This window comes from Pseudomonas sp. 05N432, assembly GCF_056396945.1.
In genome coordinates, this window is record NZ_JBFTMM010000010.1 from 15716 (window position 1) to 31948 (window position 16233).

Below are 16233 nucleotides of genomic sequence, written 5' to 3' on the forward strand. Positions count from 1 at the left end.
CGCTGCGATGTTTAGAGCACACCCAATAACGTCCAGAGTCGGCGCGACTCCGCGTCAGCCGATATCAACTCGCCCAACAGTTCACTCAGCGGTTTATTGCCCCACTCCACGCCACGCCTGATCAAGTAAGGCACCGGACTGTGGGGCTCGGTTCGCGCCAGGTACTCGGCAATCAGCAACAACTGCCGATAAGCCTCTTCGCGACTCGCCGGTTCACGCAGTGCCTGTTGAGCTGGCGCGGGTTCTGGCTCCGGAGTGTTTTGGGGCGCCCGGACCTGCGGCGGCTCGACCGGGGCCTGGGTGGGTTGACGTGGATGCATGGCGATGAACTCCTGAACGAGCGTCAACAGCGCCTCGATGATGCCCCGCAATGATTTGTAGCCTGGCGCCTGATTGCCCAGGTAGGCATCACTCCAGTCCTCCAGCCGTTGCAGATGCTGCAAGCTCAGCAACAGGCTGCCTTGGCTGCGCAACCAGAAGGACAGCGGTGTCGCGCGAATCTGTTCGGTGAGTTTTTTCTGCTCGTTGCGCGCAGCTTCAGCTGAGGTTTTTGCAGCCTTGGTGTCATTGACCATCACCTGCTGCACTTGCAAGCGCCGCCAGTCATCCAGGCAGAAATCCGCAAATTCGCTGGTGCGCGTGTCGAACAGCGGCACCCGGGTGAGCAGGATTTCGCTGTAGCGTCGCGCCAGCCATTCGAGAGGAATCACCCGCCACGACTGATCGCCCTCCTCGGCCTGAGGGTGAAGTTGCTCGGGGTAGCGCTCGCATAACCCCGCCACCAGCGCCAGGCTGCCCGGCAACCCTTCCAGGCCGTCCAGATGCAACCAGGCCTCGCCGAGCCAGGCACTGAGCATCAAGTCCTTGCTGCGCTCCAGCAGCAAGCGGCTGGCGAGCTTTGCCAGTTCCGGCCATTGGGCACGCTTGATCGACGACTGCCAGACCCCTGTCGGCAAACTGGTATCGTCCTCGCGGCGCAACTCACGCAACTGATCGAACTCAGGCTCATAGCGCAGGTCCTCGCCACAGGGCGCTTCATCGCTGATCGGCTCGAGCAGCTGTGCGATCAATTCCGGCAGCGGCGATGACAATGATAGTGACGGCAGACTCACAAGCCCTCCTCGTTCGTCACGATGGCCGCCGTCGAACCCGTCGAGACAAAGGGTGAACGCGGCGCACGGGTCGGCAATGGTTGAATGGACAACGGCAGTTTTGATCCCTGAGTCATCCATGACAGGCGCATGAACATCTGTGTCGGCTCCTCAATGCTGGTGCTCGCGGCGACCGGCAAGCGCAAGGTCAGTGGAAACTCCGTGTAGTCCATGCTCGGCTGGCGCTGATTCGACTGGTGCGAACGCATCAGCCGCAGCAGCGACCAAGGGCCACCGTACTCCCAGCCAGCCTCCAGATCCCGGATCACCAGGTTCGGTTGCAACGGGTCGCTGACCGGCCGCTGGGGACCATTCCTGGCCCAGCGCAACGTCAACCTGACGGGTTGGCCGACCATCCAGCGCAGGTTCTGCTGGGCCTCGCCGGGGTAGCTGATCTGTTGATTGCCGGCATTCAAGCCCCAGGCAATGACCTGATCGGCGCCGTGCTCTTCCTCGCGATCAGTGCGCCAGCGCACGTCCATCTCCACCCCGAGAATGCCGCTTTTATCTCGCACAAACAGCGGCCCGAGCCAGGTGCTGGCCTGCTTCAAGCGGTTGAGAAAGTCCTCGGCGGCCAACCGTTCCGGTGTCCGGCTGAGCTGCAAACCGGCTTGCGCCACGGGCAGGCGCTTGTCGATCAACTCCAGCAAATGCTGGACCCGCGCCGGGTCGGCATCGGTCACCTGCGTGCCATTGGAGAATGGAAAACGCTCGGCCAGGTACTGATTGAAATAGTTGGCCAGGTCGTTCCATGCCGCCGAAGCCTGTTGCTGTTGCAGCGACTGGCAGCGCTGCATGGCGGTTTGCTGCAGTTCCTGAGCCCTCAGGGCAAGCGTCCCACGGCCACCGGAAAGGTTGGCGGTTTGCAGGATTTGTGCGCAGGACCCGGCATCCATGTCGATAAAGTCCCGGCTCACCAACTGTTCGATCTGTGCCGCAGAACTGGCAGGATTCTGCTCCTTGTACTTGAGCAGTTCATCATTCAAGGCACTGAACTGCACAACCCGCTCGTAATCCAGTCCCGACAGATTCTGCTGCTGGACCTTCAGCCACTCCAGCGCCGACGTACGTTGTTCGGCAATACCCAACATGGTGTTGAACTGCTGTTTGAGGCTCAGCTTCAGGTCCTGCACATCACTGGCACCGTACAGCTGCAAGCCGAGGTTTTTCGAACCATCCCAGCGCGCAATACTGGTCCTTTCGCTGAACAGCGGCTGGGCGATTATTTCGTTCAGGCCATTGGCGACCTCGGCCAACGCGCGGCGGTTGAGTGCGTTCTGCAAACGGGTGGCCAGGTCACTGCGGCGCAACTCGACAAAGGCTTTTTGCAACGCCACCGCCTGCGAGGCCTGCACATTGAACCCTGTGCCTTGCTGCACCTGGCCGCCCTGCTCCTCCAGGCTGAACCACATCGCCTTGGCCGCCGCCCCTTCCGCCGCCTGAAGCAGCGCGCCCCGATAGGCTGGCGGGATACGTGGCAACTCTTCGCTGACGTAACTTTTGTAACTGGCGAAGTAATTCAATGCGCTGTTGAGACCATCGCTGTCGGCGCTCTGCCCCTGTGAAGCACTGAGGCTGGAATCGTCCTGACGCAGTGCGATGGCCACGAAATCGCGTTTGAACAAGGCCTGCACGGCGTTGTCCAGCTGGCTGACATGCTCTTGCAACGCCAGTTGTCCGCTGCCTTGCTGAACCAGCAAATTGCCACGCGAGCCGGCCTGGGCAATCCATTGATCACGAAAGCTCTGCTGCAACTTCGACGCCTGCATGTCCAGTTGTTGCTCCAGTTGCGGCCCGAGCAAGGCGCTTTGGCGGACTTTATCCATCAGCTCGCGGTAGCCCGGCACCAGGTCCTGGCCCTTGCCTCGTCCCCACGCCGAGTTGGTCAAGCCAATCAACGCTTGCAGGTCGTCAATCAGCGCCCTCAAGTCCTCGAGCTCGCTGAGTGAATTGCCACTGCCGGACTCCAGCCGCTCCAGGTGCAGCTTGAGATAGCCGGCCTGACGCACGAAGTTGTCAGCCAGGAAGTACTGGTCCAGCCAGCGCTCCATCAGGCCTTCAAAATTCGTCGAGATGGTCGAGCGTTCCGTGCTCAGGTCCAGCGCTTTCAACCCGCTGGTGTCGGAATTGAGCAGTACCCGGTTATAGAAGGCCGAGCGACGCAACGTGCCGACATTGAGGTTCAGCGACAAGGCGTTATTGCTCAACAGCACCAGGTCATCGAGCGGGCTCCGGGGATTGTTCAACGCCTGATTGAACCACTGGTTCTGTTGTTCGAGACGCACCGCGCGCTCGACCAGTTCCTTGGCCTTGACGTAGTTCTGCCATTGCGCCGGGTCTTCGCTTTCCACGTTCACTCGACGCTCGGTATTGCGGATCGCCTTGAGCTGCGCCAGGTCCGACACCAGCAACTCTTGCAGCGGCACCAGTAACTGCCGCTGGGCAGTGAGCCGCAACTCGTCTTCCAGCTGCGCATCCAGCGAGGAAAACCAGGAGGTGGGAAAGACCACCGAACTGAACGTCCAGCGCGGGGCTCGTTCCAGTACCCGCCAGAAACTTTCGACGTTACGTCGCGTCGGTTCCAGTCGATGGCTTTCGTCCGTGACCGCGACATAATTTTTCTGCGCACCTTGCAGCAAGCGTGACAACTCATGGGCATCCTTGACCGAGTCGTGCCAGACCCAAACCATACCGATCGCCCAGACCAGGCCGACCACCAGCGCCACCACGCCGGTCACCCGTTGCCAGCGTTGGCGCAGGCGCAAAATCCGCGGTACGACCTGAGCCACGCCACGTTCGGCGACAATCCGGCGCTGCCACAACTGCCGGGCAAACGCGCTCTGCTGCAACACCGTGTCATAGGCCGAGAAGCTCTCCCGAGTACTCTCCGGCGCTTGATTGGCGGTGAAGTAAATCCCGCGAAAACGTGGTGCCTCGCCTTGTGCGTTGCCCTGGAAAACCGGTTCAAGCAGGGTTTGCAGTGTGCGCCGCAGCGCTTCGAAACGGTCCGGCAAGGCAAACAACTCGCTGCTCAAATGCCCGGACAAGGCGCCGATTTCGATAATCGATTCCGACAATGCCCGACTCACCTGATCCAGCGCCTGATCACTCCATTGCGATTGCCAGACCGCCTCTGGCGAATACGGCGACGACCAGCCCAACGCACGTTCCTGCGCCTCGACCGGCAATGCAGCAATCAATGCCTGAAAGCCCGGCACTTCCTCCATGCCCGTGATGACCACATACACCGGCAGGCTCAGACCGAACCGCTGCAGCAGATCGATGAAGCGCCGCCGTGCCGCCAGACCGAGGCTGGCGGCCTGCTCCGGATCGCCCAGTTGACTGGCCGGCACGGTCCAGATCACCGCATCCAGCGGTCGCTTGCTGCGCAGGCGCACGATCAACCCCAACAGACGCCACCAGCCGCCTCGTTGCGGGTTCAAGCCTTCATCAGGCAAAAACAACGCCTGTGGCACCACCAGCACTGCGCCTTCGGGGTCCGACCACCAGCGCCCGAACCAGGCCGGTTTGTCGGTGGGTTGCAAGCGCCATTGGGCGCACAATTGAGTGCCCTGGGTTTCGTTGCCGAGCATCAGCAGCCACGGAATCTGATAGCGATCCTGCGTGCCCTGCTCCTGCTCCATGTGCCGGACCGACAGATAGAAACTGCGAATCGCGGCGCCGCTCTGGGTGCGCAGCCACCACACCGCCACCAGCAACACCGCCAGCAACAACAGCACCGCCACGATGGTTGCGACAATCCCCAGGGTACTCATGAGTCTTGCTCCGAGGTCGCCGCTGTTTCGGAAAGGTGCATGACCGGCTCAAGCTCCTGACGGATGTCGCGCCAGAACATCTGCCCCACCCCGGTCATCAACAGCACGACGCCGAGGATCGCCAGCGCCAGACGAAAGCCGTCGGGTAGCGACAGACGCAGGGGCAACTGCACGGGAATTACCGCCGAAGGCTGCTCCAGCCGGGCGCTGACATCGGCGTAATCAGGTTCGTGTTGCCAGGCAAACGCGAACAACGCCAACCGCCACTTCTCATGTTGGAGCTGGTTCTGCTCGCCTCGCAGACGGCCTTCAAAACCCAGCACCAGGCATTGCAGATAGACATTGGCCAGATCCCGGGTGGCCGGCACCTGGTCGTCGAGCAAGGTCTTGATCGCCAGTGGCAGCCGTTCGCCCGCCTGACGGCTGGCGTACATCCGCGACTCCAGCGGTTTGTCCTGCCAGCCAAGCTGACCCGGCCAGGCGGTAAACAACAGGGTCTCGTCGATCAGCGCGACAAACGCATACACCACGGCGGTCACCTGTTCGGTGGCGGCATCACCGACTTTGGCGAATGCCGTTCGCCACAAGCGCTGGGTAATCTGCGTGGAAAACTCGACGACGGCCTCGACCAACACCGCATCGTCACTGTCTTTGAATTGTTCGTTCCAGGCCTGCGACCACTCTTGCCAGGCCTGGCGAAAAGCGCTGCTCAGCGGCGCTTCGTGGAGGCCTCGCGCACCGCCGCCGACGTTCCCTTCTGGCATTGGATTCCCCTTCCCTGATCAAGCGTTTTCATTGGCCTGAGCGACAAACAGCACCACTTGCCACGGGCTACTCGCCAATTGCGAGGCTGGCGCGACAATCTGCAACGGCAGTTGCCCGTCGAACCATTGCCCCTGGGCGGTGACCACAAACAACCGGGTATCTTCGCCCACGCTGTAGGCCACCTGCTCGTTGCGACTCATGGCCTCATGCGCCAGGCCGCGCATGCGTTGTCGACCGAGCAAGGCAATGTGCGGCGCAGAGGCGATGATCGCGCGGCTCAACCACTCGCTCGCAGATTGCTCGCTTGCGCCGTTGGGCATGCGCAAGCCAATCACCAGCCGCTGGCTTGGCTGATCGTCGGGCAACTGGATCGAGAAGGTATGTTCATGGCGTTCGAACGGCAGGCTGCGATAGCCGGCGCGAATCAATTCGAGGGTCTTGTCCAGCCAGTCGAGTACGCTCTCGTAGCCGCGCTGCAACTCGAGAAAATCCAGCGCGGCGAAGGCCGGCACCCCTGCCAGCGGATCAAGCGCCGACCAGGCACCGGCCAGCCCCAGCAGCAGACCATACAACGCCTGAGGCGTCGCCAGCCGACTGCTCAACAAACCCTCGACTTCCGGCAGACGCGCCCAGAGTGCGGTCAATTGGCGACGAATTTCCGCAGCGTCATCCTGATTGCCAGCTTGCTGCGCCTGGCGCAAGCGACCGGCCAGAAACATGCATTTCTCTCGTGCCCGGGCGCACACACCGGCGACCCGACGACCCAACACCGACTCGGGCAACAGACACGGCGTCGGCGCGGTGTAGGGCAACTGCAAAAAGCCGCCGCCTTCCTTGCGAATACGCACCAGCGGTACACAGATCGAATCGGCCTTGTTCAGTTGCGTGCATAAACGCGGATTGGGCCGCCACACCGTAATCGATTCGGGGTATTGACCGCTGGTGAGGTCTGGCAAGGCATCGCCGATTACCGATTGCAAGCGTCCGGTGAGCGGCAGTAATTGCCCGGCACGCCACAACGGGCTGACTGCCAGGTACACGGTCACAGTGGCATTGTCCGTTGCATTGACCGCTTCGCTGACATCAAGCTCCAGCATCGGCCCGACACCGGCCTGCACATTGATCGGCAAACCATCCGGCAACGTCGCCTGCAAGGCGAGCAAGCGAACGTGCCCGGCACTGAGTGCCGAGGGGTCGATGTCGAGATGGGTGACACCCCAGAACCAGGGGTTGCAGGCCTTGGCAAAATGCGCGACCAACGCTTCGGCGCGCAGCCCTTGCAACTGAAAATGCTGGGGCAGCAATTGCATGCCCTCGTGCCAGCAAACCGCATCAGGTAGCAAACTCATACGATTCCCTTCGATGTCGAATGGTGCCGCGCGTGCCAGCGGCCTGGCGATCAGTGCAAATCAGTGCGCAGCGTCGCTGACCAGTGTCATCTCGCGACTGTCGAACTTCAGCCAGGCCTTGCTCTGATCGTCCAGTCGAAGTCGGTGCGCTCCGGGTGTGTTATAGCTCGCGAAGATCAAAAGTCCAGCGGCCCGCTTGCCGCCCAGAGGGAAGGGTTGTTGATCGATAAACTGCCCCGGAACCAGCTCCAGTCCCCAGACGGTCATCAGTTGCCGGTAGTCGCGTTGAAACTGCTCGCGCTCGCTGAACCATTGCCGAGCAGTCAGTGCCGACAGCTGTTTGAGCAGGTCCGGATCATTCACCGCGACGAAATCCACGGCAATCGGCGTGTCGTCATTGGCATGGGCGGCGACGTCCAGCGTCAGGCTATCGAGATCGACTCGCGGCCCGAACAACGAACAGCCCGCGAGTAACAGGAACGAGAGAGAAATAAAAAAACCGGCGCGCACAATGAATTTTCCTTTTCTCATGACGGTCAAAAATTGTTTTTGTTTGCTTTTTTATAGACCTGTTCTAGCGTCTTGGATAGTTCGGTCAGCACGACGAATGTGGAAGGTTCGTCAAGGGAATGACAGGTCCCACTGCCTCCCTTTCTAACCTACGGTTCAGCAAGGGAATGCGATGAGCGGGTCTCCCGAAGCATTGCTCCCCCTCAATGCAACGGAGTCCGCCACCATGGCAGAAAGTACTCAGCACAAGCTCGACAGGGTCCGCCCGCCCCGTGTGCAAATCACCTATGACGTCGAAATAGGTAACGCCATCGAGAAGAAAGAATTGCCTCTGGTGGTCGGCATTCTTGCCGACCTTTCTGGCAAACCGCTGGACCCCCTCCCAAAACTGAATGAACGGCGCTTCACCGAGATCGATCGCGACAACTTCAACGAAGTGCTCGCCTCGATCGCCCCGCGCGCCACCTTGCAGGTCAACAACACCCTCACCGGCGATGACAGCAAGCTCAACATCGAGCTCAAGTTCGGTCATATCGATGACTTCGACCCGGTCAAGGTGGTCGAGCAAGTGACACCGTTGCGGCGCCTGTTCGAAGCGCGTCAGCGTCTGCGCGACCTGCTGACCAAGCTCGATGGCAACGATGACCTGGACAAGCTGCTGCGCGATGTCATCGCCAACACCGAAGGCCTGCAAGAGATCAAGTCGGCCCGGCCTGAAGCGCAGCCTGAAGCGCAGCCTGAAGCGCAGCCTTCCGCACCTGCCGGCGATGCCGACGCGGCGCCAGAAGCTCAAGCCTGATCGTCCATTCACTTAGGGAGAAATTGCCATGCCCGCCTCATCCAGCGCCCAGGCCCAAGCCAGCGAGAATGTGAACGAGACCTTGTCTCTGCTCGACCGAATCATCGCCGAAGGGCGAATGGCCCACGACGAAAGCCAGAAGGATTACGCCCGCGACATGCTCGCGGAGTTCGCCACCCAGGTTCTTGATAAAGGCATGGCTGTCGACAAGGACACCGTGGCGATGATCAACGACCGCATCAGCCGGATCGACGAGCTGATCAGCGCCCAGCTCAACGAAGTCCTGCACCATCCGGACCTGCAAAAACTCGAAGCGTCCTGGCGCGGCCTGCACCTGCTGGTGCAGAACACCGAAACCAGTTCCCGGCTGAAACTGCGCCTGCTCAACGTGACCCAGAAAGAACTGCAGAACGATCTGGAAAAAGCCGTCGAGTTCGACCAGAGCGCGCTGTTCAAAAAGATCTACGAAGAAGAATACGGGACCTTCGGCGGTCACCCGTTCAGCCTGCTGGTCGGTGACTACACCTTCGGCCGGCATCCGCAGGACATCGGCCTGCTGGAGAAACTCTCGAACGTCGCCGCTGCCGCCCATGCCCCGTTCATTGCCGCTGCCAGCCCGCGACTGTTCGACATGAACAGCTTCACCGAGCTCGCGGTACCGCGTGACCTGTCGAAAGTCTTCGAGAGCCAGGAGCTGATCAAGTGGCGCTCCTTCCGTGAAAGCGAAGACTCGCGCTACGTCTCGCTGGTGCTGCCGCACTTCCTGCTGCGCCTGCCTTATGGCCCGGAAACCAAGCCGGTAGAAGGCATCAACTACGTTGAAGACGTCAACGGCAGTGACCACAGCAAATACCTCTGGGGCAATGCGGCCTGGGCCCTGTCGCAACGCATCACCGAGGCCTTCGCCAAGTACGGTTGGTGTGCGGCGATTCGCGGTGCCGAAGGCGGTGGCGCCGTCGAAGGACTGCCCGCCCACACATTCCGCACCACCTCCGGCGATCTGTCGCTCAAATGTCCGACCGAAGTGGCAATCACCGACCGTCGTGAAAAAGAGCTCAACGACCTCGGTTTCATCGCCTTGTGCCACAAGAAAAACAGCGACGTGGCGGTGTTCTTCGGTGGCCAGACCACCAACAAGTCCAAGGTCTACAACACCAACGAGGCGAATGCCAACGCGCGGATCTCGGCCATGCTGCCTTATGTGCTCGCGGCGTCCCGCTTCGCCCACTACCTGAAGGTCATCATGCGCGACAAGGTCGGCAGCTTCATGACCCGCGACAACGTGCAGACCTACCTCAACAACTGGATCGCCGACTACGTGCTGATCAACGACAACGCCCCACAGGAAATCAAGGCGCAGTACCCGCTGCGCGAGGCCCGCGTGGACGTTTCGGAAGTCGCCGGCAAACCCGGCGTCTATCGAGCCACGGTGTTTCTGCGGCCACACTTCCAGCTCGAAGAGCTGACGGCCTCGATCCGCCTGGTCGCCACCCTGCCGCCACCGGTAGCCGCCTGACCTGCCTCCCGCCGGCCAGGCCGGCGGGTTTTCCTTTGCTTATCTAACGCGATTTTCTTCAGGAGTTTCATGCGATGGATGCAATCATTCTCGACCTCGGCGGCGACATCAAAGGCGACAGCCTGCTCGAAGGTTACAAGGACAAGATCGAAGTCATGTCCTACAGCCACAACGTCGCGATGCAGGTGACCAACGACGTCAGCAACTCGGAGCGCACCTCCGGCAAGCCGCACATCGGCGAGTTCACGCTGACCAAGTTCGTCGACAGCTCGACCCCCTCTCTCAACGAGTACTGCTGCGCCGGCAAACCGATCCCGGAAGCCAAGATCACCATCGGACGCAACGCGGCCGAAGGCAGCGGCCAGTTGATGCCCTTCATCATCTACACCCTGAACAACGTGGTGCTGTCCAACGTCAGCGTCAGCGGGGGCACGGGCGGCAAACCGGTGGAAACCCTCTCGCTGAACTTCACCAAGATCAAGTGGGAACTGACCGCCCAGAAAGACGATGGCACCAAGGAAGGCACGGCCGCTTCGACCTGGGACATGGCCGCGAACAAGCTGATCAAGGGCTGACGGAGTACCCCGACCATGACCGGCACCGGCATGCTGCCGCCGCTGTTCGAACGCCTTTCCGCCAGCGAGGCGGATACCTTGCAGGCGTTCGATCGCCAGGCACTGTTGGAGTCAGTCCGTATCGAGTTGCTGCGGTTGTTCAACACCCGTCGTGGCCAGCGCCCGCTGACCACGCCACCCAGCGTTATTGACTACGGCATCGCTGACTGGACTGCATTGCAGCAACAGCGCAGCGATGACCGCCGTCAACTGATGCGACAGATTCGCGAAGCCATCGACGCCTTCGAACCACGTCTGCGACTCGACGCGATCGACGTCACGCCGGTCCCCGAAAATCCGCAGCAGCTCAGTATCAGGCTGCAAGGTGAGCTACGCAGCGGCAAGCAGCATTGGCCTGTCGCATTCGTCATCGAGAACGCCGTCGATGGCCTTGAGGTGCGCCATGAGCGACTCGATTGACCCGCAACTGCTCGATTACTACCAGCGAGAACTGACCTGGCTGCGCCATGCCGGGAGCATTTTCGCCGAACGCTACCCCAAGGTTGCCAGACGCCTGGAGCTGTCTCCCGGCGAATGCCCGGACCCGCATGTCGAACGTTTGCTGGAAGGTTTCGCCTTGCTCGCGGCGCGCCTGCAACGGCGACTCGACGACGATTACGCCGAGTTCAGCGACGCGCTGCTGGAACAACTCTATCCGCTGACCATGCGGCCGCTGCCGTCCTGCGCCATCGTCCAGTTCGAGCCCGATCCGAGCAAGGGCAACCTGGCCGGTGGTTACCCGCTGCCGCGCGACACGCCGTTGTTCGTCACCACCCGCCACGGTGAAAGCATCCACTTTCGCACCAGTGCCGCTGTTCACCTCTGGCCGCTGGAAATCAACGAAGCCTTGCTGCTGGGAAGCGACGAAGCCCAGGCCCTGACCGGCGTCGCCCACGCACGCTCGGCGCTGCGCTTGAGCCTGCGCTGCCTGGGTCAAAGCCAATGGGCAGAGCTCGGCATCGAGCAGTTGCGCTTGCACCTGGCCGCATCGCCGGTGATCAACGCCAAACTCTACGACTTGCTCGGCGCCCATGCGATTCAGCTCCTCGCCGGGCCACCCGGCAGCACACCAAAAGCGCTGGCCGGGCTGCCGAAGATCGTCGGTTTTGCCAATGATGAAGTGCTGCTACCCGATGAAGACGGCGTGCATCCCGGGATGCGTTTACTCGCCGAGTACTTTGCCTTTCCGGACAAATTCAATTTTTTCGACGTGCCGCTGGCGGGTGCACTCAGCGACAGTCAGACGCTGTATTTGTACATCGTTTTCGACCAGGCGCCCGGCAGCCGTTTGCATTTACAAGCCAGTGATATCGCGTTGGGTTGCGCACCGGTAATCAACCTGTTCCCGCGAACGTCCGAGCCACTGCGCCCGGACGGTACTCGCAGCGAATACCGCCTGGTTGCCGACAGCCATCGGGAAAACAGCGTCGAGATCCACAGCATTCGCGCCCTGCGCGCCAGCACCTCGCAGGGCGTGCAGCGCGTACCGGCGTATTACGGCAGCCAGCACGGCGGCAACCACCGCTGCTATTGGCACGCCCGGCGAATCAGCGGCATGACCCCAAACCGCTTGGGCACTGACCTGATGCTGAGTCTGGTGGACACCCAGCTCGACCCGTTTGAAGAAGTGACTGAACTGAGCCTGACTGCCGAGTTGCTCTGCACCAATCGGCACTTGGCCCAGAGCCTGTCGGCCGGAACACCGCTGGGTTTCGAGCGGCCGGGGCCGGTCGCCTCGGCGCGCTTGCGTAATCCGCCGAGCCCGCAAAGCCTGCCGCGGCTGGACGGTGAATCGCGCTGGCGGCTGGTGTCGCAATTGACCCTCAACCACTTGTCATTGGTCGAAGGTCCACAGGCGCTGGACGCACTCAAGGAAATCCTCGCGCTGCATAACCTGCGCGACGAGGCCAGTGCCCTGCGGCAGATCGAAGGCCTGCTGAGCCTGAGCTGCGAGCGCGTCATTGCACATGTCGGTGAAGACGCCTGGCGCGGCTGGCGCAATGGACTGGAGGTTCGCCTGCAACTCGATCCGCAGCATTTTGTCGGCACTAGCGCGGTGCTGTTTTCAGCGGTGCTGGCGCAGTTTTTCTCACTCTATGCCACGGCCAATCGCTTCGTGCGTACGGTGCTGGTTGAATCAGACAAGGAGATCAAGGCATGGCAACCCCAAGCCGGCATGCCGCTCTCCCTCTGAGCCTGAGCCAACGACTGCGCCGCGATCCTCAAGCGTTCGAATTGTTGCAGGCGTTGTTGCTGCTTGAGCGCGAGCATCCACAAGCCGAATCGCTGGGCAGCGGCACCGCGCCGCAGGCTGAAGCGCTGCGTCTGCGCGGCCCGCTGACGCCGTTGTTCGCTGCCAGCCAGGTTGAAAACCTGACCGACGATACCGACCACAAACCGACCCTGACCACCCCGGTTTTCGGCCTCGGCGGGCCGGACGGACCACTGCCCTACGCCTATCAGGAATGGCTGCAACAACGTGCCCGCGCCAAGGATTATGCACCGGCCGAGTTCCTCGACCTGTTCCAGCACCGACTGCTCAGCCTGCTCTACAAAGTGCTGCGCAAACACCGGATTGCCGTGGGCTTTTCAGTACCCGGTGCGACACCGGTGCACGCTCATCTGCGAGCGTTGACCGGCCTGCTGCCCAAGGCCCTGCATGATCGTCAGGCGATTCCCGATGCCGCCGTGCTGGCGTGCAGCGCGTTGTTTGCCGACGGGCGCCGTTCGCTCTCAGGCTTTGCCGCGATCGTGCGCGAGCAGTTCGAATTACCGGTCGAGCTCAACGCCTATGAAGGCGCCTGGCGCGAGATTCCACCCGCCAGTCGCAGCCGCTTGCAGCCCGGTGGACGCAACCTGCAACTGGGGCGCAGCGCCGTGGCCGGCACGCGGGTCTGGGACGAACATGCCGGAATCCGTCTGACTCTCGGCCCGCTGACGCCCGTCCAGGCCGCTGCCTTATTGCCGGACGGTGAAACACACGCGGCCTTGGCCAGCCTCAGCGCGCTGTATTTCGGTCCGGACCTGGAGTGCGCACTGGTACTGCTGGTGCGTGGTGCCAACCCAATCAAACTCGGTCGTCAGACACCACCACTGTTGAGCTGGAACGGTGGCCTGCAACGCCAGTCCAGCCTCACCCTGCAACGCATCGAGACTCGTCTTCGTCAGCTGGAGATCACCTGAACATGGAACTCGCCAGCCTGATCGGACGCCTCAACCCGGACAACCGCCGCGCCCTGGAACGGGCCGCCCAGCGTTGCCTGCAACGCGGTCATCATTACGTTGAAATCGAGCACCTGTTGCTTGAACTGCTGGAGATCGAAGGCGGCGACTTCGCCTACCTGCTACCGCGCTTCGGCCTGGAACGCGATGCCTTGACGGCGGAAATCAACAAGGCCCTGGAATTGTTCAAGACCGGCAGTACCCGCACTCCGGCACTCTCGGCACAAACCATCGGCCTGCTGGAGGACGCCGTGGTGCAGGCCAGCGTGCTTGGCCTTGAGAGCATCCGTTCCGGACTGTTGCTGTTGGCGCTGCTCGACCGCGATGAACGCCGCAGCCTGTTGCTCAACAGTGCTTCGTCGCTGCTGCGCATTCCTCGGGACGCCCTGCGCAGCAACCTGCTGGAATGGACCGAAAGCTCCCGCGAGCACGTCGGCGCCGCCCGCTCGGTCGCCGCAACCGCGGGCAAACCGCAGCAGAAACAGGACTCGATACTTGATCAGTTCACCCAGGACCTGACCGCCGACGCGCATGCCGGACGCATCGACCCGATCGTCGGGCGTGATGGCGAAATTCGCCAATGCATCGACATCCTGCTGCGCCGTCGCCAGAACAACCCGATCCTGGTCGGCGCGCCGGGCGTCGGCAAAACTGCGGTAGTCGAAGGCCTGGCCCTGCGCATCGCCGCCGGGGACGTACCACCGTCACTGCAAGAGGTCAGTCTTCGGGTCCTAGACCTTGGTTTGTTGCAGGCCGGCGCCGGGGTCAAAGGTGAATTCGAGCAACGGCTCAAAGGCGTGATCGATGCCGTCCGCAGCGCGGAAAAACCGATCATCCTGTTCATCGACGAAGCCCACACTCTGATCGGTGCCGGCGGTGTCGAGGGCGGCAGCGACGCCGCCAACCTGCTCAAACCGGCGCTGGCCCGTGGCGAACTGCGGACCCTGGCCGCGACCACCTGGCTCGAGTACAAAAAATACTTCGAGAAAGACCCGGCCCTCGCCCGACGCTTCCAACTGGTGCAAGTCGAAGAACCGGATGAAATCACTGCCGTGGAAATGCTCCGTGGTGTCGCCGCCAAACTCGAACAGCACCACGGCGTGCAGGTGCTGGATGCGGCGATTCATGAGGCAGTGAAGCTGTCCCATCGCTACATCTCTGGCCGGCAACTGCCCGACAAAGCCATCAGCGTGCTCGACACCGCCTGCGCGCGGGTCGCCCTCGGCCAACACGACGTACCGCCGCCACTGGAAAGCCTGCGTCATCGCCAGCAAAGCCTCAAGGATGAAGTCGAACGCCTGCGCCGCGAACAGGCCACCGGCCTCGATCACCGTGAGCGCATTACCGTGCTGGAGACCGAGTCCACCAGCAACGTGCAGGCCATTCGCGAGCTGGAGATCCGCTGGGGCGAAGAACGCGTCGCCGTGCGCGAGCTGCTGGAAACCCGGCGCGAGCTGCTGGCCTTGAGCGAACGCGCCGACAACGACAAACCGGACGACGTCACCGATGGACGCCTCGACCATCTGGCCGCCGAACTGCTGCGCCTGGAAGCCGGCCTCGACGCCATTCGCCAGGATGACCCGCTGGTGCCGGAGCAAGTCGACGCGAAAACCGTCGCCGCGGTGATTGCCGGTTGGACCGGCATTCCGGTCGGCAAGATGCTCGCCGACGAAGCCCACGCCGTGCGCACTCTCGGCCAGCGCATGAGCCAACGGGTGATGGGCCAACGCACCGCGCTGAACACCATCGCCCAACGCTTGCAGGCGTATCGCGCCGGCCTCACCGATCCGCAAAAACCGGTCGGCGTGTTCCTGCTGGTCGGCCCCACCGGCGTCGGCAAAACCGAAACCGCCTACGCCCTGGCCGATGCACTGTATGGCGGCGAACGCAACCTGATCAGCATCAACCTCTCGGAATACCAGGAAGCCCACACCGTCAGCCAACTCAAAGGCGCCCCACCCGGCTACGTCGGTTACGGCAGCGGCGGCGTGCTCACCGAAGCCGTGCGCCGCAAACCTTATTCCGTGGTGCTGCTCGACGAAATCGAAAAAGCCCACCCGGATGTGCTGGAGGCTTTTTATAACGTCTTCGACAAGGGCCTGATGGAAGACGGTACCGGCCTGGTGGTCGACTTCAAGAACACCGTGATGCTCGCCACCAGCAATGTCGGCGCCGAACTGCTGCTCGACACACCGACCGCGCACCTGGACAGCGATGCCTTCACCGAAGCCCTGCACAACGTGCTGCTGAAAGCCTTCCGCCCGGCGTTCCTGGCGCGGATGACCGTGGTCGCGTACCGACCGCTGGATGAGGCGACGCTGGAAGGGATTGTGTTGGCGAAACTGGAGAAATTGCGTGGCCGCTACAAGGCCGCGACCGGCAAGCAATTCGAGTTTGATACCGGGATTGTGCAGGCGGTGCTGGCCAAGTGCAGTGCGGCGGGCGCGCGGGATGTCGAGAATGTGCTGATGACGCAGGTGACGGGGAAGTTGGCGGAGTGGGTACTGGAGTAAACAGAAAACGCAGCCCGC

General features: G+C 62.0%; 12 protein-coding genes. 7 read left to right on the top strand and 5 right to left on the bottom strand.

The genetic code is table 11. The annotated features are described in order from the left end of the window. Nucleotides 1-11: 11 nt before the first annotated feature. Genes tssA through AC1DHT_RS12425 form a run of 5 tightly spaced genes read right to left on the bottom strand, consistent with a single transcriptional unit; the run spans nt 12 to nt 7572 of the window. Nucleotides 12-1112, bottom strand: a complete 1101-nt coding sequence (tssA, locus tag AC1DHT_RS12405; protein WP_427536589.1) for a type VI secretion system protein TssA — start codon at nt 1110-1112, stop codon at nt 12-14. Next, nucleotides 1109-4927: a type VI secretion system protein gene (locus AC1DHT_RS12410; protein ID WP_427536587.1), complete on the bottom strand. Its 3819-nt coding sequence runs from the start codon at nt 4925-4927 to the stop codon at nt 1109-1111. The genes tssA and AC1DHT_RS12410 overlap by 4 nt, the downstream gene beginning before the upstream one ends. After that, nucleotides 4924-5691 (bottom strand): DotU family type IV/VI secretion system protein, encoded by a 768-nt coding sequence (locus tag AC1DHT_RS12415; RefSeq protein WP_427536585.1) that lies wholly within the window; start codon nt 5689-5691, stop codon nt 4924-4926. Before AC1DHT_RS12415 ends, AC1DHT_RS12410 begins: the two co-directional genes overlap by 4 nt. Before the next feature lie 18 nt (nt 5692-5709). Further along, nucleotides 5710-7041 carry a type VI secretion system baseplate subunit TssK gene (gene tssK, locus AC1DHT_RS12420; protein ID WP_427536583.1) on the bottom strand — a complete coding sequence of 444 codons (1332 nt, stop codon included), beginning with the start codon at nt 7039-7041 and terminating at the stop codon, nt 5710-5712. A 60-nt stretch (nt 7042-7101) separates the two neighbouring features. Then, nucleotides 7102-7572 carry a type VI secretion protein gene (locus tag AC1DHT_RS12425; protein WP_427536581.1) on the bottom strand — a complete coding sequence of 157 codons (471 nt, stop codon included), beginning with the start codon at nt 7570-7572 and terminating at the stop codon, nt 7102-7104. Nucleotides 7573-7777: 205 nt separating this feature from the next. Here AC1DHT_RS12425 and tssB point away from each other — a divergent pair, with 205 nt between their 5' ends. The 7 genes from tssB (at nt 7778) to tssH (ending at nt 16215) form a co-directional block, all read left to right on the top strand. After that, nucleotides 7778-8350 (top strand): type VI secretion system contractile sheath small subunit, encoded by a 573-nt coding sequence (tssB, locus tag AC1DHT_RS12430; RefSeq protein ID WP_427536579.1) that lies wholly within the window; start codon nt 7778-7780, stop codon nt 8348-8350. A 28-nt stretch (nt 8351-8378) separates the two neighbouring features. Beyond that, a complete protein-coding gene (gene tssC, locus AC1DHT_RS12435) occupies nt 8379-9866 on the top strand; it encodes a type VI secretion system contractile sheath large subunit (RefSeq protein WP_427536577.1) in 1488 nt (495 codons plus the stop codon). 74 nt (nt 9867-9940) lie between these two features. Continuing rightward, nucleotides 9941-10441, top strand: a complete 501-nt coding sequence (locus tag AC1DHT_RS12440) for an Hcp family type VI secretion system effector (RefSeq protein ID WP_123583811.1) — start codon at nt 9941-9943, stop codon at nt 10439-10441. Nucleotides 10442-10456: 15 nt separating this feature from the next. Beyond that, nucleotides 10457-10900 (top strand): type VI secretion system baseplate subunit TssE, encoded by a 444-nt coding sequence (tssE, locus tag AC1DHT_RS12445; RefSeq protein WP_427536575.1) that lies wholly within the window; start codon nt 10457-10459, stop codon nt 10898-10900. Then, entirely contained in the window at nt 10884-12674 is a 1791-nt protein-coding gene (gene tssF, locus AC1DHT_RS12450; protein WP_427536573.1) for a type VI secretion system baseplate subunit TssF, read from the top strand. Before tssE ends, tssF begins: the two co-directional genes overlap by 17 nt. Beyond that, nucleotides 12638-13663, top strand: coding sequence for a type VI secretion system baseplate subunit TssG (gene tssG, locus AC1DHT_RS12455; protein WP_427536571.1), 1026 nt, complete (start codon nt 12638-12640; stop codon nt 13661-13663). The genes tssF and tssG overlap by 37 nt, the downstream gene beginning before the upstream one ends. Nucleotides 13664-13665: 2 nt before the next feature. Beyond that, nucleotides 13666-16215, top strand: coding sequence for a type VI secretion system ATPase TssH (gene tssH, locus AC1DHT_RS12460; RefSeq protein ID WP_427536569.1), 2550 nt, complete (start codon nt 13666-13668; stop codon nt 16213-16215). Nucleotides 16216-16233 lie beyond the last annotated feature (18 nt).

Bases quoted from the DNA above. Each gene is read 5' to 3' on its own strand.
- tssB (WP_427536579.1), top strand. From the start codon at position 7,778: ATGGCAGAAAGTACTCAGCACAAGCTCGACAGGGTCCGCCCGCCCCGT.
- tssF (WP_427536573.1), top strand. From the start codon at position 10,884: ATGAGCGACTCGATTGACCCGCAACTGCTCGATTACTACCAGCGAGAA.
- tssH (WP_427536569.1), top strand. From the start codon at position 13,666: ATGGAACTCGCCAGCCTGATCGGACGCCTCAACCCGGACAACCGCCGC.
- AC1DHT_RS12410 (WP_427536587.1), bottom strand. From the start codon at position 4,927: ATGAGTACCCTGGGGATTGTCGCAACCATCGTGGCGGTGCTGTTGTTG.
- AC1DHT_RS12440 (WP_123583811.1), top strand. From the start codon at position 9,941: ATGGATGCAATCATTCTCGACCTCGGCGGCGACATCAAAGGCGACAGC.
- AC1DHT_RS12415 (WP_427536585.1), bottom strand. From the start codon at position 5,691: ATGCCAGAAGGGAACGTCGGCGGCGGTGCGCGAGGCCTCCACGAAGCG.
- tssK (WP_427536583.1), bottom strand. From the start codon at position 7,041: ATGAGTTTGCTACCTGATGCGGTTTGCTGGCACGAGGGCATGCAATTG.
- tssG (WP_427536571.1), top strand. From the start codon at position 12,638: ATGGCAACCCCAAGCCGGCATGCCGCTCTCCCTCTGAGCCTGAGCCAA.
- tssC (WP_427536577.1), top strand. From the start codon at position 8,379: ATGCCCGCCTCATCCAGCGCCCAGGCCCAAGCCAGCGAGAATGTGAAC.
- tssE (WP_427536575.1), top strand. From the start codon at position 10,457: ATGACCGGCACCGGCATGCTGCCGCCGCTGTTCGAACGCCTTTCCGCC.
- AC1DHT_RS12425 (WP_427536581.1), bottom strand. From the start codon at position 7,572: ATGAGAAAAGGAAAATTCATTGTGCGCGCCGGTTTTTTTATTTCTCTC.